General features: G+C 70.3%; 27 protein-coding genes and 1 pseudogene. 13 read left to right on the forward strand and 15 right to left on the reverse strand.

Going from position 1 to position 25446, the window contains the following annotated elements:
* Positions 1-32: 32 nt before the first annotated feature.
* The 5 genes from O7605_RS03980 to O7605_RS04000 all read right to left on the reverse strand — a co-directional run bounded on the left by O7605_RS03980 (position 33) and on the right by O7605_RS04000 (position 2862).
* Positions 33-1505, reverse strand: a complete 1473-nt coding sequence (locus O7605_RS03980; protein WP_269737953.1) for a choice-of-anchor M domain-containing protein — start codon at positions 1503-1505, stop codon at positions 33-35.
* Between the two features lie 89 nt (positions 1506-1594).
* Positions 1595-1900, reverse strand: a complete 306-nt coding sequence (gene rpsN, locus O7605_RS03985) for a 30S ribosomal protein S14 (protein WP_269737954.1) — start codon at positions 1898-1900, stop codon at positions 1595-1597.
* The gene (gene rpmG / locus O7605_RS03990; protein WP_093410686.1) at positions 1900-2067 is read right to left on the reverse strand and encodes a 50S ribosomal protein L33; all 168 of its coding nucleotides are present in this window, start codon (positions 2065-2067) and stop codon (positions 1900-1902) included. Before rpmG ends, rpsN begins: the two co-directional genes overlap by 1 nt.
* Positions 2067-2303, reverse strand: coding sequence for a 50S ribosomal protein L28 (gene rpmB / locus O7605_RS03995; RefSeq protein WP_269737955.1), 237 nt, complete (start codon positions 2301-2303; stop codon positions 2067-2069). The genes rpmG and rpmB overlap by 1 nt, the downstream gene beginning before the upstream one ends.
* A gap of 73 nt (positions 2304-2376) precedes the next feature.
* Complete coding sequence (locus tag O7605_RS04000; RefSeq protein WP_332317114.1) at positions 2377-2862, reverse strand: winged helix-turn-helix domain-containing protein; 486 nt, start codon at positions 2860-2862, stop codon at positions 2377-2379.
* Positions 2863-2908: 46 nt separating this feature from the next.
* Here O7605_RS04000 and O7605_RS04005 point away from each other — a divergent pair, with 46 nt between their 5' ends.
* From O7605_RS04005 to O7605_RS04020, 4 genes are read left to right on the forward strand one after another with little or no spacing between them, the layout of a single operon-like run.
* Positions 2909-4201 carry a CobW family GTP-binding protein gene (locus tag O7605_RS04005; RefSeq protein WP_269737957.1) on the forward strand — a complete coding sequence of 431 codons (1293 nt, stop codon included), beginning with the start codon at positions 2909-2911 and terminating at the stop codon, positions 4199-4201.
* On the forward strand, positions 4198-4461 hold the full coding sequence (locus O7605_RS04010) for a type B 50S ribosomal protein L31 (protein WP_269737958.1): 264 nt from the start codon (positions 4198-4200) through the stop codon (positions 4459-4461). Before O7605_RS04005 ends, O7605_RS04010 begins: the two co-directional genes overlap by 4 nt.
* Complete coding sequence (locus tag O7605_RS04015; RefSeq protein ID WP_269737959.1) at positions 4458-5321, forward strand: SAM-dependent methyltransferase; 864 nt, start codon at positions 4458-4460, stop codon at positions 5319-5321. The genes O7605_RS04010 and O7605_RS04015 overlap by 4 nt, the downstream gene beginning before the upstream one ends.
* Positions 5322-5327: 6 nt before the next feature.
* Complete coding sequence (locus O7605_RS04020) at positions 5328-5759, forward strand: Fur family transcriptional regulator (RefSeq protein ID WP_269737960.1); 432 nt, start codon at positions 5328-5330, stop codon at positions 5757-5759.
* A 32-nt stretch (positions 5760-5791) separates the two neighbouring features.
* Here the strand turns inward: O7605_RS04020 and O7605_RS04025 are convergent, their stop codons facing one another.
* The 4 genes from O7605_RS04025 to rpmF all read right to left on the reverse strand — a co-directional run bounded on the left by O7605_RS04025 (position 5792) and on the right by rpmF (position 8758).
* Positions 5792-6199: a Fur family transcriptional regulator gene (locus O7605_RS04025; protein ID WP_164447543.1), complete on the reverse strand. Its 408-nt coding sequence runs from the start codon at positions 6197-6199 to the stop codon at positions 5792-5794.
* Positions 6200-6611: 412 nt separating this feature from the next.
* A complete protein-coding gene (locus O7605_RS04030; protein WP_269737961.1) occupies positions 6612-7334 on the reverse strand; it encodes a class I SAM-dependent methyltransferase in 723 nt (240 codons plus the stop codon).
* Between the two features lie 15 nt (positions 7335-7349).
* Positions 7350-8582 carry a GTP-binding protein gene (locus O7605_RS04035; RefSeq protein WP_269737962.1) on the reverse strand — a complete coding sequence of 411 codons (1233 nt, stop codon included), beginning with the start codon at positions 8580-8582 and terminating at the stop codon, positions 7350-7352.
* Positions 8579-8758: a 50S ribosomal protein L32 gene (rpmF, locus tag O7605_RS04040; RefSeq protein WP_269737963.1), complete on the reverse strand. Its 180-nt coding sequence runs from the start codon at positions 8756-8758 to the stop codon at positions 8579-8581. Before rpmF ends, O7605_RS04035 begins: the two co-directional genes overlap by 4 nt.
* 171 nt (positions 8759-8929) lie before the next feature.
* Between rpmF and O7605_RS04045 the strand changes: the two genes are divergently transcribed.
* Entirely contained in the window at positions 8930-9382 is a 453-nt protein-coding gene (locus O7605_RS04045; RefSeq protein ID WP_269737964.1) for a hypothetical protein, read from the forward strand.
* A 145-nt stretch (positions 9383-9527) separates the two neighbouring features.
* Here the strand turns inward: O7605_RS04045 and aztA are convergent, their stop codons facing one another.
* On the reverse strand, positions 9528-10172 hold the full coding sequence (gene aztA / locus O7605_RS04050; RefSeq protein ID WP_269737965.1) for a zinc ABC transporter ATP-binding protein AztA: 645 nt from the start codon (positions 10170-10172) through the stop codon (positions 9528-9530).
* A gap of 11 nt (positions 10173-10183) precedes the next feature.
* Here aztA and aztB point away from each other — a divergent pair, with 11 nt between their 5' ends.
* The 5 genes from aztB to O7605_RS04075 all read left to right on the forward strand — a co-directional run bounded on the left by aztB (position 10184) and on the right by O7605_RS04075 (position 15265).
* Entirely contained in the window at positions 10184-11101 is a 918-nt protein-coding gene (gene aztB / locus O7605_RS04055) for a zinc ABC transporter permease AztB (protein WP_269737966.1), read from the forward strand.
* On the forward strand, positions 11098-12291 hold the full coding sequence (locus O7605_RS04060; RefSeq protein WP_269737967.1) for a hypothetical protein: 1194 nt from the start codon (positions 11098-11100) through the stop codon (positions 12289-12291). Before aztB ends, O7605_RS04060 begins: the two co-directional genes overlap by 4 nt.
* Positions 12288-13199 (forward strand): zinc ABC transporter substrate-binding protein AztC, encoded by a 912-nt coding sequence (gene aztC / locus O7605_RS04065; RefSeq protein ID WP_269737968.1) that lies wholly within the window; start codon positions 12288-12290, stop codon positions 13197-13199. The genes O7605_RS04060 and aztC overlap by 4 nt, the downstream gene beginning before the upstream one ends.
* Before the next feature lie 79 nt (positions 13200-13278).
* Positions 13279-14460, forward strand: coding sequence for a zinc metallochaperone AztD (aztD, locus tag O7605_RS04070; protein ID WP_269737969.1), 1182 nt, complete (start codon positions 13279-13281; stop codon positions 14458-14460).
* Positions 14461-14467: 7 nt separating this feature from the next.
* A complete protein-coding gene (locus O7605_RS04075) occupies positions 14468-15265 on the forward strand; it encodes a class I SAM-dependent methyltransferase (RefSeq protein ID WP_269737970.1) in 798 nt (265 codons plus the stop codon).
* Between the two features lie 171 nt (positions 15266-15436).
* Here the strand turns inward: O7605_RS04075 and O7605_RS32055 are convergent.
* The 3 genes and pseudogenes from O7605_RS32055 to O7605_RS04085 form a co-directional block, all read right to left on the reverse strand.
* Positions 15437-15624, reverse strand: a pseudogene (locus O7605_RS32055) (choice-of-anchor M domain-containing protein); the annotation flags it as partial.
* 105 nt (positions 15625-15729) lie between these two features.
* Entirely contained in the window at positions 15730-15942 is a 213-nt protein-coding gene (locus O7605_RS04080) for a hypothetical protein (protein ID WP_269737971.1), read from the reverse strand.
* 125 nt (positions 15943-16067) lie between these two features.
* The gene (locus O7605_RS04085; RefSeq protein WP_269737972.1) at positions 16068-19229 is read right to left on the reverse strand and encodes a choice-of-anchor M domain-containing protein; all 3162 of its coding nucleotides are present in this window, start codon (positions 19227-19229) and stop codon (positions 16068-16070) included.
* Positions 19230-19468: 239 nt separating this feature from the next.
* On the opposite strand from O7605_RS04085, the gene O7605_RS32060 reads away from it, so the two are divergent.
* Positions 19469-20770, forward strand: coding sequence for an iron chelate uptake ABC transporter family permease subunit (locus tag O7605_RS32060; protein ID WP_443083896.1), 1302 nt, complete (start codon positions 19469-19471; stop codon positions 20768-20770).
* Positions 20771-20953: 183 nt separating this feature from the next.
* On the opposite strand, the gene O7605_RS04095 is transcribed toward O7605_RS32060, so the two are convergent.
* Entirely contained in the window at positions 20954-21718 is a 765-nt protein-coding gene (locus tag O7605_RS04095) for an HAD family hydrolase (RefSeq protein WP_269737974.1), read from the reverse strand.
* 145 nt (positions 21719-21863) lie between these two features.
* A complete protein-coding gene (locus O7605_RS04100) occupies positions 21864-23387 on the reverse strand; it encodes a PQQ-dependent sugar dehydrogenase (protein WP_269737975.1) in 1524 nt (507 codons plus the stop codon).
* A 101-nt stretch (positions 23388-23488) separates the two neighbouring features.
* Between O7605_RS04100 and O7605_RS04105 the strand changes: the two genes are divergently transcribed.
* Positions 23489-24034, forward strand: coding sequence for a GNAT family N-acetyltransferase (locus O7605_RS04105; RefSeq protein ID WP_269737976.1), 546 nt, complete (start codon positions 23489-23491; stop codon positions 24032-24034).
* A gap of 138 nt (positions 24035-24172) precedes the next feature.
* Positions 24173-25351 (forward strand): sensor histidine kinase, encoded by a 1179-nt coding sequence (locus tag O7605_RS04110; RefSeq protein ID WP_269737977.1) that lies wholly within the window; start codon positions 24173-24175, stop codon positions 25349-25351.
* Positions 25352-25446 lie beyond the last annotated feature (95 nt).

Genomic DNA, 25446 nt, shown 5'->3' on the forward strand with positions numbered 1-25446 from the left:
TCGACGCCCGACCACCGGACAAGGTGGTGCGATCAGATCGCGGTGAGGGTGAGGGTCGCGGTGTAGGTGCCCGCGGCCGTCTCGGTGGGCAGGCTCAGTCGCAGGCCCGCGCCGAGCTGCGCGCTGCCCCGTCCGGTGCCGTCCGGTGCCGAACCCAGCACCGCGCTGTTGCCGAGACCGCCGCCAACCCCGACGACGTACGGAGACACCTCCGGACCGGGGACCACGCCCTGCCCGTCAGCCTGAGCCAGGACCCGCGGCGTCCAGCCGAGGTAACCGGCGCTGAACGTCGCCCCGTCCGGCCCGACGAAGTCCGCCGGGATCTGCCCGGACGCACTCCACCCCGGCTGGCCCGCCCGGGTGTCGGTCACCGTGACCGGCCGCAACTCACCGATGCTCTCCCACCGGTCACCGGCGGAGTTGAGCTGCGCCGGCGGCAGCACCACGGCCCGGTCGTCCGGGTTGACGCTGATCACCAGCGAGCCCTGCGTCTCGTCGATCGACGCGGTGATCGTCTGCGAAGTGCCCGGATCCTGCGGCGGGAACGCCACCCACAAGGTCACCGGCTCACTGGTCGCCACGACCGCGTGGTCGTCGTCGTAGAGCTTCGCCACGTACTCGCAGGCGTTCAGCTCCCGGGTCGCGGTGAACGAGTAGCTCGCGCCACCCTCACCCGAGATGATGTTCCAGTCCGCCGCGCCCGGGCACCTGCTGAACCAGTGGTAGTGGTCCAGCTCGGTCTGCGGAGTCTGCACCGCGTTCAGCGTCACCGTGTCGTTGGGCTGGTACTCGGCGGCCATCCCGCTCACCGCCAGGCTCACCTCCGGCCCTCCGCCGGACAGCTCGCCCACCACGAACGAGTAGTCGACCGGCCCAGTGCTGAGCGTGGTGCCGTCGACCAACGTCGCGTCGGCCTGGAACTTCAGCGTGTAGTTGCCCAATGCGCTGAACGCCCAGTTCGAGTGCGCGTGCGTGTGCACCGGCACGTCGATGGCGTCCGGAAGCCCGTCATCGGAGCGGAACTTGATGATCGGACCGCCGAACGAATCCTGCGTGAACAGTGTGACGTTGCCCGGCCCCTCGACGTCGACGAGGCTCAGCCGCACCTTGTTCCCGTCGAACACCCCGCTCTTCAGCGTCGTGGTGTTCCAACCCGGCCAGAGCAGATCCGGATCCTGCGTCATCGGCAGCAGCCAGATCTGGCTCCCCGCCGGCCCGAGAAACGCGAACCGGGAGTCGTCCGGAACCGCCATCGCGGCCTCCGGCAGAACCTGGAACGTCACATCCACCGGATCCCGGGTCACGGACGGGCTGACCGTGTCGTCATGCACCTTCAGCGACAGCTCCCCGTCGCTGTAGTGCACGTCCACCGCGTCGGTGTGCCCCTTGGAGAGCACCACCTTCTCCGCCGCAGACGCGGCTGTGGGCGCCAGCACCGTACCGGCGACCACCACCGCCCCCGCGACAAGGGCCGCGAAACCGCGAGCCCTCACTGTCGCATTCATACCTCCCCTTTCCCACCGCTGTCTGCGGTGGTAGATCTGGTCGGGACCGAGCACGCTGGAACCCGGGGTGCCCTCGGCACCCCGTGAGATCACCACGACGCTTTGCGGATTCCGGGCAGCTCGCCGCGCAGGGCCAACTCGCGGAACCGGACCCGGGACAGTCCGAAGCGGGTCAGCACCCCACGTGGGCGGCCGTCGATCTGGTCGCGTACGCGCAGTCGCACCGGGCTGGAGTCACGCGGCAGCCGGCCGAGTCGGCGGACGGCGTCGGCGCGTACCTCCGGGTCGGTGTCCGGGTGGGCGATCAGCCGCTTCATCCCGGTCCGCGCCTCGGCGTGCCGGGCGACCAGTTCCTCCCGGCGGGCCTGCCGGTTGACCAGGCTCTTCTTGGCCATCAGCGTGCCTCGCGGAACTCGACGTGCCGGCGCACGATCGGGTCGTACTTGCGCAGGGTCAGCCGGTCGGGGTCGTTGCGGCGGTTCTTGCGGGTGACGTACGTGTAGCCGGTGCCGGCGGTGCTGCGCAGCCGCACGATCGGACGGACATCGGTCTGGCGGGCCATCAGAGCTTCACTCCCCGGCTACGCAGCTCGGCGACGACCTTCTCGATGCCCTTACGGTCCACGGCCTTCAACGCCTTCGCCGTCAGGGTGAGGCTGACCCACCGCCGTTCCGACGGCAGCCAGTAGCGGTGGTTCTGCAGGTTCGGGTTCCACCGGCGGCGGGTGCGCCGGTGGGAGTGGGACACGGCGTTGCCGAAGCTCGGCTTCGCGCCGGTGACGTCACAGCGTCGGGACACGACTCTCCTCCAGTTCAAGCTTGACAGTAACGAGAACGGTTTTCGTTTTTACATCAGCCGTTCGGACGAGCCTTCACCCGGGGTCGCCCTCCACCTCGACCGACACGGCGGAACCGAGCCCGTAGCCGACCCCACGGACGGTGGAGATCACCGGCAGGTCGGCGCCGAGCTTCGCCCGCAAGCGCCGCACGTGGACATCGACGCTTCGGGCGCCGGTGAAGGGATGCCCCCACACTCGATCGAGCAACTGGGCGCGGGTGAACACCCGCCGCGGATGGTCGGCGAGGTGTCGCAGCAGGTCGAACTCGCGTCGGGTGAGAGGGATCTCGCGACCGTCGCAGTAGACCGTGCGCGCGTGCGGGACGACTCGCAGCAGGGGCGTGCCCCTCGCGACAGGAGGCTCGACACCGCCACCGACCTGGCGGGCGGCGATGCGACGCACCAGCCGCAGCAGGCGGGTCGCATCGGCGTCGAGCGGCCCCGCCACACCCGGCAACCGGATGGTGACCACCACGCCCCCGTCGTTTTCCACCGACACCCCCACCCGCTCGTCGCCCATCACGTGCCTATAATGACAACCGTTTTCAATTCGTGTCGAGAGGATTGTGATGTCGACGTCACCGCTCGCACCCGCCGAGCCCGGCGCCACGGCGGCCGACACCCGCCCGTCGTTGACCGTGCTCAGCGGTTTCTGGCCGTCCGCGACGTACGCCGTCGCTCGCACGCTGCTGGCGGCGAACCCGGCGCTGCTGCTGATCCGGCATGATCTCGCCGACCTGGCCGCCGGCACCGTGCACCGGATCGTGCGCGACGGTGCCGGCGTGCTCGAGGACGAGCGGATCACTCTGGCCCACGGCTGCGTCTCCTGCACGCTGCGGGAGGACGTGCTGCCCACCCTCGCCCGGCTGGCCCGCGCCCAGCCGCACCGCGACCTGCTGTTGATGCTGCCCGAGGTGGTCGAGCCCGAGTCGGTCGCCGCCGTCTGCGCGCACTGCCTCGTCGACGGCGCGCCGCTCACCGACCTGATCCGGGTCGACTCCTACGTCACCGTGGTCGACGCCGAGCACTTGCTCGACGGGCTGGCCAGCACCGACGACCTGAAGACCCTCGGCATCGCGGCCGCCGACAACGACGACCGGGCGTTGGCCGACGTGGTGGTCCGGCAGATCGAGTACGCCGACACCCTCGTCCTGTGGGGCGAGTCCCGCGAGGGCGCGTACGACACCAGCCGCCTGTCGGTGCTGCTGGAACGGATGTCGCCGTGGGCGACGCCGGTCCGCGTCCACGGAGACGTCGTCGACGCCGGTACGTTGACCAGGCAGCTTTGCCACACCCACCGGCACCGGCCGGAGACCCCGGGGATCTTCGCCCGCGGTCTACAGGGCTACACCCTCGGCGCACACGAGCCGGAGTCCGACTGTGGAGTTGTCTCCGCCGTCTTCCGGGCCCGCCGCCCGTTCCATCCGCAGCGCCTGCACGACGTCCTCGAAGAGGTAAACGCCGAGATGATCCGCTCGCGCGGGCACTTCTGGCTGGCCAGCCAACCCGACACCGTCATCGCCTGGGAGTTCGCCGGTGGCGGCCTGGCCATGGGCTCCCTCGGACACTGGCTGGTCAGCCTGCCCGAAGACCGCTGGGAACACGTCGAGGACCAGCGTCGCCTCGCCGCCGCCCTCGACTGGGACCCCTACTACGGCGACCGGCACCAGCATCTGGTCTTCATCGGCCTCGACGTCGACCCCGTCGAGCTGCACCGCACCCTCGCCAACTGCCTGCTCACCGACGCCGAACTCGCCGACGGTGAACAGATCTGGCGCACCTACCCCGACCCGTTCGCCGGCTGCTTCCCCCTCGGGGCGGAGGAGCTGGCCGACACCGAAGGAGCGCGACCCGCATGAAGCCTGGCATCCACCCCGATTACCGGCCCGTCGTCTACCGCGACAAGGACGCCGACTTCGCCTTCCTCACCCGCTCCACCGCCACCAGCGACCAGACGATCGAATGGACCGACGGCAACACCTACCCCGTCATCGACGTCCAGATCTCCTCGGCCAGCCACCCCTTCTGGACCGGCAAGCAGCGCCTGCTCGACACCGAAGGCCGGGTCGAGAGGTTCCGCGCAAAGTACGCCCGCCGCGGACCCCAGCAACCCCGATGACCGAGGCGCGTATCGACTGGGCGGCCGCCGCGCCCCACCTCGTCGACGCCGCCACGGCCGACCGGGCCTGGTACCAGGCCGTCGCCCGCGAGCTGGTCGCCCCCGGCGACCGGCTCGCGGTCGACGTCGGCTGCGGCGGTGCCGGCATGGCGCTCGCACTCGCCCGACACATGACCTGCGGCCAGATCCTCGCTGTCGACGCCGAACCGGCAATCGTGGAGACGGCCCGGGCGCGGATTCACCGCGAATGGGCGGACCCGCGGATCCGCATCGAGGTCAAGCTCGTCGACATCGATGACATCAACGTCCTGCAGGAGACGGCCGGTGGGCAGGCTGATCTCGTGTGGGCCTCGGCCATGGTGCACCACCTTGGTGACCAGCAACGCGCCGTCGACGCCCTGGCCGCCCTGCTGGCTCGCGGCGGGCGGCTGGCGCTCGCCGAGGGTGGCCTCCCCGCCCGTCATCTGCCCTGGGACCTTGGCGTCGGCGAGCCCGGGCTGGAGCTGCGGCTGCACACCGCCGAGGACCGCTGGTTCGCCCGTATGCGCGCCGCGCTACCCGGCAGCCGACCCATGCCGTACGGCTGGGACGAGGCTCTGCGCCGTGCCGGCCTGGATTCGGCCACGACCGCGACCACCCTCTGCGAGTTGTCCCCGCCGCTTGCGCCGCCCCAGCGGCGCGCTGTCGTCAACGGCATCGCCAGTCGCATCGGCCGGCTCCGCGACACCGGCCTGCTCACCCCCGGCGATCTGCACACCTGGGACCGGCTCCTCGACCCGGAAGATCCGGTCTGGCTCGGCAACCGCCGCGACGTGTTCCTTCTCGAGGCGCGCAGTGTCCATGTCGGCCGGCGCGGTTGACCGGCGATGACCGAGACCGCGCCCCCCGCCGACGCGTCGCTGCGGGCAATCGGGGTACGCACCACCCGGCAACGGCAGGCCATCCTCACCGCGCTGACCGGCCGGACCCACCCGATGACCGCCCAGGCCGTGCACACCGCGCTGACCGGTGCCGGTCACCGGATCGGTCTCAGCACCGTGTACCGCGCGCTGCACCGGCTCGCCGAGGTCGGGCTGCTGCACTCATTCGAGGTGGGCGGGGAACGCGCCTACCGGCGCTGCCCGGACACCACGCACCAACACCTGCTCTGCGACACGTGTGGCCTGATCACCGAGTGCCCACCGCACCTGGTGGACGCCTGGCTCACCGAACTACGCGCGACAACCGGCTTCACTCCGCACGCCGACCGGATCGACCTGCACGGGCACTGCGCCGACTGCACCGCAGCGGCGCCGTAGATCCCGTACCACGGCTTGCCCTGGGCGGGCAGTCACCGGGTGGTGCAGGCGGCGCAGGTGCCCATGATCTCCAGGGTGTGGTTGACGTCGGTGAACCCGTGCTGGTCGGCCGTGCGGCGGGCCCACGTCTCGACGGCGGGGCCGGTGATCTCGACGGTGCGGCCACAGTGCCGGCACACCAGATGGTGGTGGTGGGTGCGGCTGCACCGGCGGAACAGTTGCTCACCGGTGGGCAGTCGCAAGATGTCCACCTCACCCGCGTCGGCCAGGGCCTGCAGCGTGCGGTAGACGGTGGTGAGGCCAACCGCGGCTCCCCCCTCGCGGAGCTCCGCGTGCAGACGTTGCGCGCTGCGGAACTCGTCCGAGCGAGCGAGCAGCTCGACCACCTCCGCCCGCTGTCGGGTGTTGCGGACGGCACCGGGGATCGGATTCGTTGTCATCGACAGTCACCTCCTCCTTGCTCCGCCCGGTCCGGGTGTTCCGAGGATCGCGACGGTGATGCTAGCCGACAAGGTCACCGTGCCGGTCGAGGATCACACCGACGCAGGTCAGCGGAGCGGCAGGTCGGGCTCTCGGATGAGGTCGACGACAGCCTGCCGGTGGTGTGGTGTCTCGATCGGCCCGATCAGCGCTGGCCGTCCGCCCGCGCTGCTGAGCAGGAGCAGCGCGGGCGCCCGATGGCAGGCACCGAGGCAGCCCGCCCGGATCAGGACCGCGTTCCGGCTGGACCCACCGCTTCGCGGACGGCACCGACGTAATCCGCCGGAGCCTCCGAACCGCCCGCTCGGCGTAGTGCGTGGCAGCGATGGCCGTCGCAGTAGATGACGGTGACCCCGGCGTGCGCGTTGACGTTCATCGGCCGTCCGGCGGGCGGCGGAAAGCCATCAGGGCCTGGTCCGCCCTCCGGTGCAGTACCGTCGAGTCGGAGAAGCCGGCCCGCCAGGCGGTCTCCCGGTGCCAGCCGGCCGGCGCGGCGAACTCCGCGCAGACGAGACCGGCCAGGGCGGTTGCCCGCTCGCGCAGCAGCGGCGCCATCGACGGTTCGCCGGCCAGCGTCGTCCACCACGCGGTCCAGGGATCTACTCCCGTGTCTGCCAGCGACGGGGCCGTGGACGGTGCGTCCCGCATCGCGTCACCGACGAGTAGCAGCCCGCCTGGCCGCAGCAGTTGCCGAGCCTCGGCGTACCAGTCGCGGACCCGGTCTTCGGGCAGATAGTGCACGATCATCAGCGCCAGCACCACGTCGTACGGGCCACCGGCCGGCGCGAGCCACTGTGCGGTGTGGAGGTCAGCCCGGACGGTGCGCACGTGCGGCAACGCGGTGGCGGTCAACGCCAGCAGGAGCGGGTCGACGTCCAGCACGGTGACGTGCGCGCCGGGCCATCGACGCAGCACCGCTTCCGCGGTGGTGCCCGGCCCGCCGCCGACGTCGAGCACCCGCTCCGGTCGCCGCCCGTGAACCTCCTCGGCCGCGGCGAGGCCGGCGGCGAGAAGCTCGTCCCGACCCGGCTGGTAGTGCCGCATCACCGACTCCCAGTCCCGCCGCCACCGGGTCACGTCAGCGTGAGCGAGCATCGTCGCCATGATCGATCAGACCCGCACCGGCTCGACGTGGTCGTGCTCGTGCAGGCCGCCCATGTCCCACTCGGGGAACGGATCGGGCAGGGCCCGCCACGTCGGCTCCCCGGCGGCGACCTCCGGGTCGGTGAGCAGGCAGGCGGTCAGGGCGTCCCGCAGCCCGGCAGCGTCCAGACCGACGCCGATGAAGACCAACTCCTGCTGACGGTCACCGAACGTCGGATGCCAGCGGGACTCCAACTCGGTCCGCTCGACGGGATCCTCCGGCCACTGTCCCGACACCGCAACCGGGACACCGGCCGGGTCGCACCGCCCGGACGGACCTGCCTGTGACCAGAGAGCCACCGCGTCCGGCCGGCTGGCCAGCCAGAGGAACCCCTTCGACCGCACGACACCGAAGGCGTCCAGGCCGCCGGCGAGCAACTCCCACAGGCGCTGCGGATGGAACGGCCGGTGGTCGCGAAACACGATGCTGGAGATGCCGTACTCCTCGGTCTCCGGCACATGCTCACCGTTGAGTTCGGCCACCCAACCGGGCGCGGTCTCCGCTCGCTCCAGGTCGAACCGGCCGGTGTTCATGATCACCGCCGGTGACACCCGACCGCGCACGGCACGGACCTGCCGGGCGGCCGGGTTGAGCCGGGTCAGCAGCGCCTCCACCACCGTGAGGTCCTCCGGGGCCACCAGATCGGTCTTGTTCACCACCAGCACGTCGGCGAACTCGATCTGGTCGACCATCAGGTCGGCGATGCTCCGGTCGTCGCCCTCGTACGCGGCCAGGCCGCGCGCTTCCAGGGTCTCCCCCGCGTCGATTCGCGCCAGCAGACCCGCCGCGTCGACCACGGTGACCGTGGTGTCGAGCCGAGCCAGATCATCCAGGATCTGCCCGCCCTCCACCCCGAAGGCGAACGTGGCGGCCACCGGCATCGGCTCGGAGATCCCGCTGGACTCGATCAGCAGATAGTCGAACCGACCCAACCGCGCGAGGCGGGCCACCTCGTCGAGCAGGTCGTCGCGCAGCGTGCAGCAGATGCAGCCGTTGGTCAGCTCGACCAGGCGTTCCTCGGTCCGCGACAGCGCCCCGCCGTCCCGGACCAGCGCGACGTCAATGTTGATCTCGCTCATGTCGTTGACGATCACCGCCACCCGCAGCCCGTCCCGGTTGGCCAGGACGTGGTTGAGCAGGCTGGTCTTGCCGGCACCGAGAAACCCCGACAGGACCGTCACCGGCAGCCGGCCGGTCACGGCTGTTCCACCACCTGACGCCCCTTGTACAGGCCGCAGTGCGTGCATGCCCGGTGCGGCACCACCATCTCCTTGCGCGGACAGGGGCAGGGAATCAACTGCGGCACACTCGCCTTCCACTGCGCCCGCCGGTGACGGGTGTTCGACCGCGACATCTTCCGCTTCGGAACGGCCACAGGAACTCCTTCAGCTCGGGGTCACGGCACAGACTACCGGTATCGGTTTTCGTTTTCACAGGCCGCCTTGACCAGCCGGCGGCACAGGAGCTGTCACTGGAACACGTAAACAAATGCGCAACTGAACATGTATCGTTGGCCCCGAGAGCGAGGCACGCAAAGGAGGGCGACATGAGCACGGACACCATCCACCCCACCCATACCGCCGGACACCAGCACACGCACGGCCCCGAGTGCGGGCACGTGGGCGTGCGGCATCTCGGGCACGTGGACTTCCTGCACGACGGGCACCTGCACCACGCCCACGACGGGCACTACGACGAGTGCAGCGTCGAGGGGCACAGCCCCGCCGAGGCACACGAACACCGGCACGCCGAAGGCTGCGGGCACGTGTCGTTCGCCCATGACGGCCACACCGACTACCTGCACGACGGGCACGTGCACCACGCCCACGACGGGCACTACGACGAGTGCGCGTCAAGCGAGCACGTGGTGGCCGAGGAGCACGACCACATCCACGGAGACGGGTGCGGCCACTCCCCCGTGCTGCACGGCGACCACTTGGACTACGTGCACCACGGCCACCGGCACGCCGCACACGGCGGCCATTACGACGAGCACTGAACCCGGTTCCGACAGGGCTCGTCCCGCCCCGGTCGGAAGCCGGGGCAACTCAGGCGCCAGTCCGTGCTGCGGCTGCTCCATCGCCACGACACCAGGGATGGGCGGTGGACAGCCCGCCCGGGCGGGCCGGCACTCATGATCATTGCTACACCGGGGTGTCGGTGATGGTGCACTCCACCGCACCCGCGAGTCGCACCGTGCGATCGGCGAGGGCCGCGTCGGCGGCGTCGTGACTGGCGTAGACCACCGCCGCTCCGGCCCGGACCCGTTCGGCGAGCAGGTCGTGGACGCGTTGCCGGCTCGTCGCGTCGAGGGCGACCGTGGGCTCGTCCAGCACGTAGATGTCGGCGACCTGGACGAGCGCCTGGGCGATGAGGGTGCGCTGACGCTGCCCGCCGGACAGCTCACGCAACCGCCGCCGGGCCAGGTGGACGAGGTCGAGCCGCTCCATGATCGTGCTCACGGCGGCACGGTCGTCGCGATTCAGGCGTCGACGCGGCCGGAACCGACCGATCTGCACGCACTCCGCGACGGTCAGCGGGAGCGCGTCGATGCCGCTGGTGCGCTGCGGGAGCAGCGCCAGCCGGCAGCCGGCCCGGCGCCGGACGCTGCCCTCGGCCGGCTCCTCGACGCCGGCCAGCAGGTGCAGCAGAGTGCTCTTGCCGGAACCGTTCGCGCCGGTCACGGCGACCGTGGCGGCAGCCTCCACGCGCAGGTTCACGTCTCGCAGCACCGGGATGCCGGCGTACCGGAAGGCCACGTGCTCGACGGTCAGGACCTCAGCGCCCAACGCTCCCCCAAATGATATCGATTATCAATTGCACTATAGTCGACCCGGTGATGGCGTCACTCCTCGAACCGTTCACCGTGTCCTTCGTCGTCCGCTCGCTGATCGGCGGCATCCTGCTGGCCGCGGTGTGCGCCCTGGTCGGCGTGTGGGTGATCGCCCGCGGCATGACCTTTCTCGGCGAGGCGATGAGCCACGGCATGCTGCCCGGTGTCGCCATCGCATCCATCTTCGGCGGCAACCTCGTCGTCGGGGCGGCCGCCAGCGCGTTCGCCATGGCGCTCGGCGTCAACGCCCTACGGCACAGCCGCGAGTTCGGGCGCGACACCAGCATCGGGCTGCTGTTCGTGGGGATGCTCTCGGTCGGGGTGATCGTCGTGTCGCACTCGCGGTCGTTCGCCACCGACCTGACCGCCTTCCTCTTCGGTGACGTGCTGGCCATCCGGTGGCCCGACCTGCTGCTGCTCGCCGCCGCGGTCGCCGTCGTCGCGGTGGCCTCCGCCATCTGCTACCGACCGTTCCTGGCGCTCACCTTCGACCCGCGCAAGGCCCGGACCCTCGGCCTGCGCCCCGAGGTCGCCAACGCCGTCATGCTGGCCCTGCTCACCATCACGATGGCTGTCGCCTTCAGCGTCGTCGGCACACTGCTCGCCTTCGGGATGCTTATCGCGCCCTCGGCGGCGGCAATGCTCGTGGCGCGCCGACTGCCGGCGGTGATGCTCACCAGCTTCGGCATCGGCTCGGTCGCGACCGTGATCGGTCTGTGGATCTCCTGGTACGCGGCGACCGCTGCCGGCGCCACGATCGCCGCCGTCGCGGTAGCGATGTTCTTCGGGATTCTCGGCGTGCGACGGGTCACGACCGCAGCGCGACGCCATCGGTCATCGGTCCCCACGCTCCCCCCCATCCCCGCACCGGAAGGATCTTCGTGATCACCAGCACCACCGGAAGGCTCCTCGGCGTGGCCGCCCTGGGCCTCACGCTCGCGATCTCCGCGTGCGGCTCGACAGGACAACAACCACAGGACGTCGAGGAGACGCCGCACGGCTACGTCGAGGGCGCCGAGGAACTGGCCGAAGCGCAGTCGACAATCGCGTACGCGACCCGCGGCGCCCAGCGGCTGCGCCTGCTCGACCTGCGCACCAGTGCGGAGAACGAGATCGGGCTGTCGGTCGGTGCCGAACAGCTCACCGAGGACGGCCGCTTCGTCTACGTCGACGGCGGCGACCGCACCCTCGAGATCGTCGACGCCGGAGTGTGGACTGTCGACCATGTCGACCACGTCCACTACTACCGGGCACCGTCCCGGTCGGTGGGCACGCTGTCGCTCGACGCACCGGTCCGGACGATCGCCGGTTTCGAGGCCCACACCACGGTCGGCACCACCGACGGGAAGGTGACGGTCCTCGACCGACGCGAACTCGAGGCCGGCAAGGTCGCCAAACTGGCCACGATCGACTCGAAGAGCTCCACGCCGCTGGCCGTACCGTACGCCGAGCAGCTCCTCGTCGCCCTGGGCGACGATCCCCGGCGGCCGGCCGACCGCATCGTCGCCATGGACGCGAAGGGCCAGCCGACAGGTGCCTTCGAGGTGCCCTGCGCGGCGCCCCGTGGGTGGGCCGTCCTGCGTGGCGGCGCGGTCTTCGCCTGTGCGGACAGTTTCGTACGGGTCAAGCTGGAGGGCGACAAGCTCGCCGCCAAGACGCTGGCCTCCCCGCGGACACCGGTGGCGTCGGACGGGTTCGGCTACCGCCCGCGCAGCAACGAGGCCGCGGTGGCCGACCAGGCCGGCATCTGGTCGGTGAACGCCGCCAAGGCCACCCTGCGGTACGTGCCGGCCACCGGCCGCGAACTGGTGGCCGCTGCGTCACCTGCTGACGGCAGTACGGTGCTCGCCCTCGACGCGTCCGAGAACCTGATCAGCTATGACCTCGAGACCGGCAAGATCCTCGCCGAGAAGCCGCTGCGCGCCGCCAGCCTGACGCTGGACATCGACCGCGCCTACCTGGCCGATCCGAAGGCCCAGGTCATCCACGAGATCGACTACCGCGACGGGCTACGCACCGCCCGCGCGCTGCAGGTCACCGAACGACCGGATCTCGCCGTGGAGGTCGGCCGATGAGAGCACGACAGCTTCTCGCGATGCTCTTCGTCGGTGCCCTGCTGACCGGCGGCGCGGCCTGCGCCTCACGGGACGACTCCCGCATCGTGGTGACCACGAACATCCTCGGCGACGTCGTCAACGAGATCGTCGGCGACGAGGCCGAGGTGAGCGTGCTGATGAAACCGAACGCCGACCCGCACTCGTTCGCCATCTCGGCCCGGGAGGCGCACACCATGCAGACGGCCGACCTGGTCGTCTACAACGGCCTGGGACTCGAAGAGGGCGTCCTGCGCCACGTCGAGTCGGCGAAGGCCGAGGGCGTCCACACCGTCGAGGTGGGTGCCAGGATCGACTCGATGGAGTACCAGGACGGCGACGCCGCCGGCCTGCCGGATCCGCACTTCTGGACGGATCCGGAGCGGGTGGTCACGGCGGTGGGGCTGCTCGCCGACGACATCATCGAGCACGTCGACGGGGTGGACGCCCGCGCGGTGCGGGAGCGCGCGGAGGCGTACGCGAAGAGGGTCGGCGAGCTGGATGCGGACCTCGCGCGGCGGTTCGCCGCCATCCCGCCGGAGCGTCGGGTCCTGGTCACCAACCACCACGTGTTCGGCTATCTCGCCGATCGCTACGACTTCACGATCATCGGCGCGATCATCCCGAGCGGCACGACGCTCGCGTCGCCGAGCTCGTCGGATCTCGCCTCGCTGGTCACCGCCATCCGGACCCACCGGGTGCCGGCGATCTTCGTCGACACCTCACAGCCGGCCCGGCTCGCCGAGGTGCTCGTCTCGGAGGCAGACATCAACGTCAAGGTGATCGCCCTGTACTCGGAGTCGCTCAGTGAAGCCGACGGCGGCGCCCCCAGCTACCTGGCGATGATGCGCTTCAACGCCGAGGCGATCATCGGCGGCCTCTCCGGTTGACACACCCCCACGTCGGGCCGGGAAGCACCCCGTGTAGAGTTAATAGAAATGATTGTCAGTTGCAATTGAGGAGTAGTTCGTGAGGCATCGCAGAATCAGCGGCGCGGCCGCCCTGGTGGCCGCCACGCTGGCGCTCACCGCGTGCGCGTCCGATGCGGACGAGGGCAACGCACCGTCGGCCAGCTCGTCCGCCGCGGCCTCGGTGCAGGAGCCGGTGGCGATCACCTACGACGGCGGCATCTACGTGCTCGACGGCGAGGCGCTGAAGGTGGCGCACAACGTCGCCCTGCCCGGCTTCAACCGGGTCAACCCGGCCGGCAACGACACAAACGTTTTCGTCTCCACCGAGTCCGGGTTCCAGGTCCTCGACGCGGGCGCCGGCGAGATGACGGACATCAACTATGCAGGCCCCAAGCCCGGCCACGTGGTGCTGCACGGCGACCGCACCGTGCTGTTCACCGACGGCACCGGCGAGGTGCACAGCTTCGACCCGAAGACCCTCGCCGACGGCAAGCCCGAGGGACGCCAGTACAAGACCGCGCAGCCGCACCACGGCGTGGCCGTGGAACTCGCCGACGGCACCCTGGTCGTGACCCTCGGCACGGAGGAGTCGCGCCCGGGAGCTATCGCGCTGGACAAGGACGGCAAGGAGATCGCCCGCAGCGAGGAGTGCCCCGGCGTGCACGGCGAGGCGGTCGCCCAGGGCGAGGTCGTGGGCCTCGGCTGCACGGACGGCGTACTGCTGTTCAAGAATGGTGCCTTCGTGAAGGTCAGGAGCGCGGGTGCGTACGGCGCCGTCGCCACCCAGGTGGGCAGCGAGAAGTCGCCCGTCCTGCTCGGCGACTACAAGGTCGAGCCGGACGCGGAGCGCGAGTTCCCCGAGCAGTTCGCGCTCATCGACACGGCGGCCCAGAAGCTCCAGGTCGTGCCGATGCCCGAGGGCGTCAGCTACAGCTTCCGCTCGTTGGCCCGCGGTCCGCAGGGCGAGGGCCTGATCCTCGGCACCGACGGCAAGCTGCACGTGGTCGACCCCGCCTCCGGCAAGCTGACCAACTCGTGGCCGGTGGTCGGCGCGTGGCAGGAACCGATGCAGTGGCAGGAGCCGCGCCCGGCCCTGTTCGTCCGCGGTGACGACGCCTACATCACCGAGCCCGCCACAAAGCAGGTGCACCGGCTCGACCTCAGCACCGGCAAGGTCGTCGGATCGGTGACGCTCGACGCGGTCCCGAACGAGATCAGCGGCACGCTGTCGGCGCACTGACATCCCGGTGACCGGCGGTGGAGGCGACCTCGTCTTCACCGCCGGTCGCATCAGCGACAACCACTACGAGAGGGTGCGGATGAACGGCGACGAATACCACGACTCGGGCGAGTTCCTCGACCTGCTCAGTCTCGACGCGTGGCAGGCGCTGCGTGATCCGGTACGGTCCGCGTTGGCCGGCGCCGCACCGCAGGCGGGCCCCATTGTGGACCTCGGAGCGGGCAGCGGGCTCGGGACCCAGCTCATCGCCGAGGTGTTGCCGGCTGCGCGGATCCTGGCGGTCGAGCCGTCGGCCGTCCAGCGCGCGGCCCTGCTCTGCCGACTCGGCCCCGTCCCCGAGTTGCGGGAGCGGGTCACGGTGGTGGCCGCCGCAGCGCAGGACGTCCCCCTGCCGGACCGGATCGGCGGCGGGGTCGCGATGAACATGATCGGGCATCTGGCACCGCCCGCCCGTCGCGAGTTGTGGGGGCGGCTGCGCGACCGGCTCGCCGACGGTGCGCCCCTGGTGGTCAACGCGCAACCGCCGGCAGAGCCGATGGAGATTCCGGAGGCGGAGTTCGTGAGGGTGCGGGTGGGTGACCACACCTATGTGGGCAGCGGAGCGGCACAGCCGGACGGACCAGACACTCTGCGGTGGCGGATGCGCTACCAGGTGCTCGACCAAGACGGCCAATTGGTACGCGAGATCACGGCCGCCTACCAGTGGTTTGTCGTATCACCGGAGGCGATCATCGCCGAACTGTCCGCAGCCGGTCTCGACGCGGTCGTCGGCCCAATGGACGTGGTACGCGCGGTAGCCCGCTGATCCGGGCTTCCTCGCCGCCCTGCTTGCCACCAGTGGCAGCAGGGCGGCGATCTTTAGACCGAACACGGGGAGGTCCGTCCGGACGAGATCACCTCACTCCTCGCTGTGGCGGATGTCGCAGGCTACTGCGACATCCGCCAACAACTCGTCGTGACCCGACTCCGGCCCGGGTCAGATCGCGGTGAGGGCGAGGGTGGCGGCGTAGGTGCCGGGAGCGGTGTCGGTGGGCAGATCCAGCCGAAGACCGGCGTCCAGTTGAGCGGTTCCGCGGCCGGCGCCGATCCGAGGACACAGCCGGTCGTCAGGCCGGTGCCGCCGGAAAGACTGCCGGGCACCGTGGGACCCGGCGTCACCTCCTGCGCCGGGGGGTGCTTCCGTCAGCCCGCAGCGCTACGGCGGAGGTGTCCGACACGCGCACCCACACGGTTGACGACACCCTGATCGCGGCATCGTCGCGAAGGGACTCACGCTGGGGGCAGTCCTGACGCCGGTGGGGGGATGCGCCGGAAGTGCGGGTGGACGAAGACGGTGACGACGGCGGCCATGATCACCGTTCCGGCGACAATCGGCATCGCGCTCCCGAATTCATAGAGAGCGGTACCGGCGATGGGTGCGATCACGAACGTCAGGCCGGTGGTCGCGCCGGTGATCCCGGCGAGAGCGCCGGCCACAAGCACGGGCCTCCCCGCTATTCGGGGCAGACAGGCGGTCGCTCTGCTGCGGGCGCTGGCACGTCCGCAGCAGAGCGACCAAGTGCATTGCCAACGAGATCAGTTCGATGAAGCGACCCGGATGGAGGGGTTCAGATCGCGGTAAAGGTCAGGGTCGCTCGATAGACACCTGCCTCGGTGTGGGTGGGCACACGCAGTTCCAGCGTGGCGGCCAGTCGAGTACTGCCCAGGCCCTCTCCGGGTGTGGCGATAGCCAGGAGGCGGCTGACGGACAGGCCGTCTCCATCGGGGAAGCCGGTGGGCACGGGCGCGCCAGGCTCGACTCCTCCACCGGTCGCCTGAGCCGTCACTGTTGGTACCCAGCCGAGATAGCGTCCGGAGAACGACGCGTTGGTCGCCGCGAAACCGGAGCTCTGGCCGGATACGGACCAGCCCGGCGATCCGGACCGCGTGTCCGTTACCAAAACCGGCCGTAGCTGACCGGATGCCGCCCAGGACGTCCCGTCGGTGGCGAGCGTCATCGCCGGGAGATTGACCTCCCGGTCGTCAGGGTCGACGGACATGACCAGGGCTCCGGCGGAGTCGTCGATGGTCGCGACAATGTTCTGGGACGCACCGCTCGGGGGTTCCGGCTCCCCGCCGCCGTTGGTGACACGCACGGTCACGGGAGCTGATTCGGCGAGCAGCGTGTCACCGTCGTAGACCCGCACCACGATCTCCAGCCCATCCATCTCTGCCGTGGCGGTGAAGCGGTACGGACCGGTGATATTCGGCACGACCGACCATTCCGATGCCCCGGCCGCGCGCGTCGCCCACTCGTAGCGAGCATCACCGTGCGCCGGGTCGGTGGTGGCGGTCAGGGTCACGGCATCACCGCTGTCATAGCGGTCGGCGAGCCCGGTCACCGTCACTGTCGGTTTGGGGTCGGCAGCCGGCCTCACGGACAGCGTGAGGGTGTTGGCGGGGTCGTAGGCGATCCGGCCGGCCGGGGTGATGACCGCGACCCGGTACCGCGCGCCGTCATCGGCCGCGGACGCGGTGAACGACAGTGAGGCGCCGTTCTCGCCCGGCATCACGCTTGGCTCGGTCTCGCCGGTCCGCTGACGGAACCAGCGGAACTGGGTGAGCGCGGTCGGCGCCCCCTGGACCTCGGCCCTCAAGGTGACCTGGTCACCCACCTGGTGGTTGGTCGCACCAACGACGGTGGGGCGGCGGCCCGACGCACCGCCATGGTCGTCGATCACGATGGTCACCGGATCCGTGATCATCCGCTCGCCGTTGCCGAAGGTCACCTCCGCGCGAACCTGTGCACCGTTGAGGCCCTGCTCGGCGGTGTACTCGTGGTAGACGCCGGTCAGGCCCATGTCGTACCACTGTTCGCTGCCGGGCCACTTCCACTCCCACCGTACGGTGTCCTCGGTCGCGAGGGTGGGGTCGGCCACCAGGTCGAACTTCACGGTGTTGCCGGTGTGGTAGTGGTCGGGCAGCGCGCGCAGGAAGAGCAGTTGCTCGTCCGGGTTGAGCTGCCGCACCTGCAGGGACCGGACGAGCGGCCGGAAGAAGTCGTTGACCTGGACCGTCCTGCCGCTGTGCGCGTAGGTGCGGTAGGCGTCGAAGTCGAGGTGCCAGTTGTTCCACTCCGCCGGGATGTTCTCGTACCTGAGATGGCGTACGTCCTCGATGTTGTCCGATTCGGCGAGCACCACCTTGCTGGAGGTGTTGCTGGCGCTGGGCCGGATCGTCCAGGCGAAGTGGGTCAGGTTGTCGGTGTTCGGGTAGAACTCATCCAGCGTCAGGTCGAACGAGCTGCCGGCGCGGTAGACCGGCTGAAGGCCGGAGACCACCGCGTGGTTCCACTTGATCTCGCCGCGGAAGACGTCGGACTGGGCGATGACGATCCCGTTCTTGACGATCTGGAGGGCGTACGACGCGTAGCCGGTGAAGTTCGCGTCCGGCGGCTCGACGGACAGCACGTCGCCGTCCAGGCCCATACCGAACCCGGAGGCGCCCCACCGCCCGGACGAGGCCGCCGCGAGGCGGGCAAGCCGCATCGTCTCACCTTCCTCGAGCGCCCGGTTGTCCGTGAGCTGAATCTTGATGTCGTCGCCCATGTACAGGTTACGACCGTCACCGATGAACTGGCCCTGAATCGCCGGCACCGCGTTGGCGACGTTCAGACGCACCCACGGGGTCGAGGAAATGACCGTGGTGCCCTGACGGACGTTGGCGCGGATCTCCCGCGTGTTGTCGCTCGCCTCCACGCGGTACACAGCCGTACCCGTCGCCGCGTCCGGACCGAGGCCACTGAAGGCGATGCCGCTGCCGCCGCCGGTACCACGAATCGACCAGGTGACATTCTGGCCTTCACTCAACGTGAAGCCCTTCATCGTCGCGGTCATGGTCTCGCCCCCGACATACGACGCCTTGTCCAGCTCGACCGTGAACGGAACTCCCGACGGGTCGGTGACCTGGACGGTCACGGGATCTGAGGTCGAGGTCGCAGCCAGGTTGCTGACGGCCGGGACGAACCGCGCCGTCATCGAGTGGGAGCCGACGGCCGGAGTCGTGACCATGCTGGCCGAACCCGCGACGACCGGTGCGTGACCGATCACGTTGCCGTTGTCCCGGAACTCCAGGTAACCGCTCACGCTGGCGGGTACGACGTTCGCGGTCAAGGTGACCGAGTCACCCGCGGTCAGCGTGGTCGCCGACGCCGACACCGACGTCGTGGTCGCCACCTGCACCGGCGCGTCGCCGACGATGAACGTGTACGTCGCGGTGTCACTCACCGGCGCGGCGCCGACAGCGGCGCCCGCACGCACGGTCAGGTCATACGAACCGGGCGCGGTGAACGCCCAGTTGGCATGCATATGCACCCGCCCGAGAGTGAAGGACTTGACGTCCTCGTCGCTGGACCACAACCGCCGCACCTGCTGGCCGAGCGCGCCGCCCTGCCACACCTCGACATCGCCTGGACCCTCGACATCCACCAGCGTCAGCGTCGTGTCGTCGTTGTCGAGCGTTCCCGCCGGCACCGACTCGGTGGAGAACCCGGCCCACAACTGACCCGGCGCCTGGGTCTCAGGGATCATCCACACCGCTGCGCCCGCTGGCGCGACGAACTCATAACCGGCCGGCAACTGCGCCACGTAGGAGTCGTTGTCGATGTGGAACCACACCTTGTCGGCGTCATAGCGCGTACCCACGTCCGGTATGTCGGCCTTGCTGCCGAGTTGCAGCGAACCATCGTCCCAGAACGTGGCGATCGCGTCCGCGTGGACGTCGGCGATCACCGTCTTCTGCGCCGGAGGCGGGGCTGGCCCATCCGCCGCACCGGCCGAAGCCCGCGGAAGCAACACGACGCCCGTTCCCGCCACGGCCACTGCCAGCAGGGCAGCGAGGGCTCGGCTCATTGTCATAGGTCGGCGCATCCAACGCCGGAGAGGTTCCATGCTACGACGCTCCTCAGTAGGTGGATCGCCATCATCATCGAAAACGAAGCTCATTTGCAATAGCGAGCATCCGAACGATCATGGCCTCTCCTGCGCCAATCGGCGGACGCGACCAGTCGACCCCGGCGACGCGGTGCCACGCCCGCGAACCCAACCGACCGGGCCACCTTGCGCTGCCAATCGACCGGCGCAGACCACTGACCAACCACCGGGGCCAAGCAGGCACGATCACCGGGTTAGCGATCGGGCTGCATGTCCTCGGCCTGCTCGTCTCCGCGGTGGTGGTGATCGGTCTGAACGCTGCCGTCATCCCCCCATCGGCGACCGCGCATTACCTGTGGGCAGGCGTGACCGGTGGCACGATCTCCGCCGACGAGGTGACCCGGTACCAGATCGACTGGCAGATCCGTACGCCCGGGGTGCTGCTGGCGGCCTGGGTGGGTGCCGGCTCGGCGCTGTCGGGGTTGCCCTCCAAGTGCTGGTGCGCAACGCTCTCGCGGACCGTAAATGCTGGGTGTCTCCTCGGCGCCTCGGTCGGTGCGGTCGCCGTCACCGTCTCCGGCGGGCTCGCCGCCGCCGTGTACGCCGTCTCGCGGGAGCCTTTGTCGGAGCGGTGGCGGCCACCGCGCTGGTTGTTCCTGGCGTCCTGGACTCGGGCCGGGCTCGCCCCGCTGCGACTCGTGTTGACCGGCGTGGTGATGTCGTTCGGTTTCCAGTCGTTGATGGCGATGATCGTGTACTTTTCGCCGGACAGCAAGGCCACCAGCACGCTGCTGTTCTGGTCGATGGGCGACTTCGGGGCCGTCACCTGGGGGCGCTGCCCCCGGGTGGCGGCCGTGGTGTTCGCCGGCATCGTCCTGCTGGCCAGGCAGGGCCGGACGCTGGACGTGATGACCTTCGGCGACGAGAGGGAGTGTGTCGATTTCGGCTCTGTCTCACATTCGGTGGTGACGGAGGGTGCTGGTCAGCTGAGCAGGATTCGATGGCGCAGGAAAGCGAAGCCCGCTCGTCCGTACATTACGAACCCCTTCACCGGCCTACGACGGACGGCCGGTCACCGTTGCGGCTATGGGGTCGAACCGAACCTCGACGGGTCCGGGGTCCCCTTCACCGGCCTACGACGGCCGGTCACCGTTGCGGGAAAATGTCCCACTGGCCTCCGAACATCAACGCGTCGTCCGCCTTGGCCAGCCCACCCGGGCCGGCCTCCGTTCCGGGCGCGAGGACTTCTACCGGACCAACCGGGATCTCACCGCCGTCACCGGCCCACCCCGGCCAGTCCCCGTTGCGGGGGCTACTCCCCGGCCCACCCGGAGATCTCCCGCAGCCTTCACCTGCCCCGGACCGGTCTCCGTTGCCGCGCACCAGTGAGCCCCGTGTGAGCCCGGACGTTTGATCACCTGGCAATACTGAGCAGCATGGCCCGGGATCCGCAGGGGCATCTAGCTGGACAGATAGACACCCCTGCGGACTGCCAAGCACCCGGGCTCACGACCCGGATTCAACTTCTAATCCCAAGGCCGCAGGTTCGAATCCTGCCGGGCGCGCCTCCCGTCTCCTCGTCGTCAGCCTGCGACAACGCGCCCGGGCTGTCGCAGGAGGGCGAGTAGGCCGTGACCGTCCTCGATCCGGGCGTCCGGTCGCAGGTCGGGTGGGGACGGCTCGCGGTCGGTGCGGGGCGAGCGCATCAGGATCGCGGCGCCGGCACCGGCTCGACGAGCGCAGGCCACGTCGCGGTGCACGCTGTCGCCGACGAACCAGCAGTCGCCGATCGGTATGCCGACGGCGTCGGCCGCCAGCCAGGCCAGGCGGGGATTGGGCTTACGGAGCCCGGCCTCGTCGCTGTAGAACTCGGCCACGAACAGGTCGGACAGCCCGGCAGTGGCGAGGAAATCCCGATGTGCCGCCCCGCAGAGCGCGTTGCTGACCACCGCCATGGGTAGATCCGCGACGGCCGCGGCCCGCAACGCCTCCAGGATCCCCGGGCGGACCTGCCACTCCGATCGCCACGCCCAGGCGTACGCCAGCGGGGTCGCCGCTTCCTCGACCGCCGTGCGCGCCGCTCCGGGCCAGGTGCCGGTGACGAAGTTCGCCCACACCTGCGCGTGTGGCAGTTCGACGGGATCATCCGAGCGGCCGGCGTCGTCGCGCCACCGCGCGTAGGCCCGGCCGCCCTCGGTCACGTCGGCGGCGATCTGCTCGGCCGACACGGTGCCGCCGATCAGGTCGAACAACCGACGCACCAGTTCCGGTGGCGCCGGTGGCTGTCGTGGAGCGTCGGCCAGGACACCGCCGAAGTCCAACAGGAGCGCGCGGGGCGATCGCAGCATGCCGCCATCCTTCCGCACCCAGGCGCGCGGACCGAACAGCCGCCGCCAGGCCACGTCACCGTCAATCTTGGACAGTTTCCGTTAGCGCGTCACGGAAACTGTCCAAGATTGGCTCGGTCTGGCATGCGGCGTCCGAGGCCGGTGGTCAGTTGGGCTGGCAGGGGGTGCCGTTGAGCTGGAAGTCGGTGGGGCGGTCGTTGGTGCCGGAGTAGGTGGCCTGGAAGCCGAAGCTCACCGTGCCGTTCGTCGGCAGGCTGCCGTTCCAGGCCGCGTTGCGGGCGGTCACATTCCTGCCGGACTGGGTGACCTGCGCGTTCCAGGCGTTGGTGACCTGCTGGTTGCCGCCGAAGGACCAGGTCACGGTCCAGCCGGTCAGGGCGGCACCCCGGTTGGTGACCCGGACGTCCGCGGTGAAGCCGGTGTTCCACTGGTTGACCGTCCAGCTCACCGCGCAGCCCGCGGGCCCGGTGGTCGGCGGCGGCGTCGTGGGAGGCGGCGTGGTGGGAGGGGGAGGCGGCGGGGGCGGCGTGGTCGGGGGTGGCGTGGTGCCGTCGCGGGGCGGGAAGCGCAGGATACGGTCGTCTGTCGCGGCCGGTGTGCCCCGGCCGTCCCGGTTGCTGGTGGTGACCCAGAGCCAACCGTCCGGACCGTACTCGACGGTGCGCAGTCGCCCGTAGCTGCCGGTCAGTTCGGCGGTGGGGGTGCCGACGCCGCCGGAGGTGTTCAGCGGCACGTTCCACAGCCGGTTGCCGCGCAGGCTGGCCACGAAGAGCCGGTTCCCGGCGATCGCCGCACCGCTCGGTGACGCCTCCGCCGGGGTCCAGGTGAGCAGTGGGTCACGGAAGCGGGGGTCGTTGACCCTTCCCTCCACCGTGGGCCATCCGTAGTTGCCGCCGGCGACGATCAGGTTGATTTCGTCCCAGGTGTTCTGACCGAACTCCGTGGCATACAGTCGCCCCTGGGCGTCCCAGGCCAGCCCCTGCACGTGGCGGTGGCCGAGGCTGTATACCGGTGACCCGGCGGTCGGGTTGTCCGGCGGAACGGTGCCGTCGGGTCGGATGCGCAGGATCTTGCCGTTGCGGCTCTGCGGGTCCTGCGCCGACGCGGTCTGTCCGGCGTCGCCCACTCCGACGTAGAGCATGCCGTCGGGTCCGAACGCGATCCGGCCGCCGTTGTGGATCGCCGCCCGGTTCAGCCCGGTGAGGATCGGTTGCTGGGTCTGCGGTGCGGTGAGCCGGAACCGGGCGATCCGGTTGTCGGTCGCGGTGGTGAAGTAGACGTAGATCCAGCCGTCCTGAGCGTAGGTCGGCGACAAGGCCAGCCCGAGCAGGCCACCCTCGCTCACCGGAGTCACACCCGAGATGGTGACCACCGGCTCCGGCGCCTGGCCTGGGCGGACCCGTACCACCTGCCCGGTGGGTCGTTGGGCGACCAGCGCACTGCCGTCGGGCAGGAAGTCCATCCCCCACGGCACCTGCAGGCCGGTGGCGACCGTCTCGGGCCGGGAGAAGTCGAAGTCGCCGACGGCGAGCAACGCGGGTGCCGCGTCACCGAGGGCACCGGATGGACGTTCGGCGTTCGGGACCGCGCCGGCCAGGCCGGCGACGCCGACGCTGCCGGCGACCAGACCGGCGGTGAGTACAGCCCCGACCGCGAGTCGGATCTTCATGCCACCCCCTCATGCATAGATGCAAGTAAATCTAACACGATGCCACGCCGGCTCCGGATATCGCTGGCCCCGGCCGCGCCGCCGGCCGTACCGTCCACGCCATGCGCCTGCGCGAGGAACTGACAGCCGATCGGGACGCCGTGAACGAGTTGCACCGGCTTGCGTTCGGCAGCCACGGCGAGGTGGTGGCGGCGCTCGTGCGGGCGCTGCGGGACGACGATCCGGAGGCCCTCAGCCTGGTCGCGGAGGAGGACGACGAGGTCGTGGGCCACGTGCTGTTCAGCCGCGGCCTGCTCGACGCGCCACGTCGACTCGTACCGGTGCAGGTGCTCAGCCCGCTCGCGGTCGTACCGGACCGGCGGCGGCGCGGCATCGGCGGCGCTCTGGTCACCCACGGGCTGCGCCTGCTCGACGAGCGGGGCGTGCCGGCGGTCTTCCTGGAGGGCGACCCGCGTTTCTACGCCCGCTTCGGCTTCGCCGCCGCCGGTGGCCTGGGCTTTCGTCGACCGTCGCTGCGCATTCCGGCCCCCGCCTTCCAGGTGGCCAGGCTCTCCGGCTACGAGCCGTGGATGACCGGCACGTTCGTCTACTCGGCCACCTTCTGGCAGCAGGACTGCGTGGGGCTCCGCGAGGACGGCAGCGGCTGAGTGTGACGGATGGGCGACGTAGCGTCCATCCCGACGTCACCTACAGTCATCACGGCCACTGCCGTGTGTTATTCTCCGGCGTCGATCTCCGCAGCGCGCACCCGGATCGGGTCGTTTGTCGCAAAGGACGCCTTCCCGATGCCGGCCCTGCCCAACCCGATCACGTCGCCCACCACGGTGGACCGCCCGGCCGCCGGCGCGTTCGCGTTCATCTTCACCCGGTTGCCGGCGCTGCTGCGGCTCTCCTGCGGGCTGTTCTGCCTCCCGGTGGCGCTCGCCGTGCGTACCCCGCCGGTACGTCCGGAACTGCTGCTACCGGCGGTGGCGGTGCTGACCGCCTGGTCGCTCTGGTACGCGTCGCGCGCCTGGCGGCACGGCCTCGGCCCCCCACTCGTCGCCTTCGACGTGGCGCTGACCAGCGCGGCGTGCCTGGCGATTCCGGTCCTGGTCGCGCCTGAGGTGCTGCCCGGCGAGGCGAGTTGGATCGCCGTGCTGGCGAGCACCACCGTGATCAACGCGCAGGCGACCGCTCCGGCCCGGCTGTCCATTCCGGCCGGGCTGCTGGTCGTCGCCGCCTACGCCACGGGTGCGCACACGGCCGGAAACCCGACCGAGGCGTGGGCCCACGCGGTCACCCTGCTGGTCCAGACCGGCTGCACGGCGATGATGACCGCGGTGATGCGCCGACGTATCGCCCGCGCCGACACCGCGTTCGTGGCCGCGCAGCGGGCCACCCGTAACGCCACGGTCGCCCGGATCGCGCGGGAGGCGGAACGACGGCAGAACCGCGACCTGCACGACACGGTGCTGGCGACGCTCACCATGGTCGGGCAGGGCGCGGTGAGCGGGCCCTCACCCGCGCTACGCGAGCGGTGTGCCACCGATCTGCGTACCCTCGCCGCCCTGGCGGAGGCGCGCTCCGTGCCGCACGACGCGACGGCCCGGCTGGACGAGCGCCTCCGGGCGGTGCTCGCCCGGCTGCCCGGCCTGCCGGTCGCCGCCGACCTACCACCCTGCACGGTGGCGGCACCGGTCGCGGAGGCCGTCGCGGAGAGCGCCCACGCCGCGCTGGCGAACGTGGTGAATCATGCTCCCGGCGCGCGGGCGACACTGCGACTGCGGCGGTTCGCCGACACCGTCACGGTCGAGGTGAGCGACGACGGTCCCGGTTTCGACCCGGGCACAGTGCCGGCGCACCGGTACGGTCTGCGCGAGTCGGTACGCGGCCGGATGGCGACGATCGGCGGCCACGCCGACGTCGACTCCGCTCCCGGTCGGGGCACCCGGATCCGGCTGGAGTGGTCGGATGTCGGCTGAGCGATTGTCGGGCGGCCCCGATACGCGCGATACCGGGTTTCGGCGGCGGTACGGCAGGGCGGTGTACCGCCCGTGGCGGACCCGGTCGGGTCCGG

Source organism: Verrucosispora sp. WMMA2121, from assembly GCF_027460185.1.
GTDB lineage: Bacteria > Actinomycetota > Actinomycetes > Mycobacteriales > Micromonosporaceae > Micromonospora > Micromonospora palythoicola.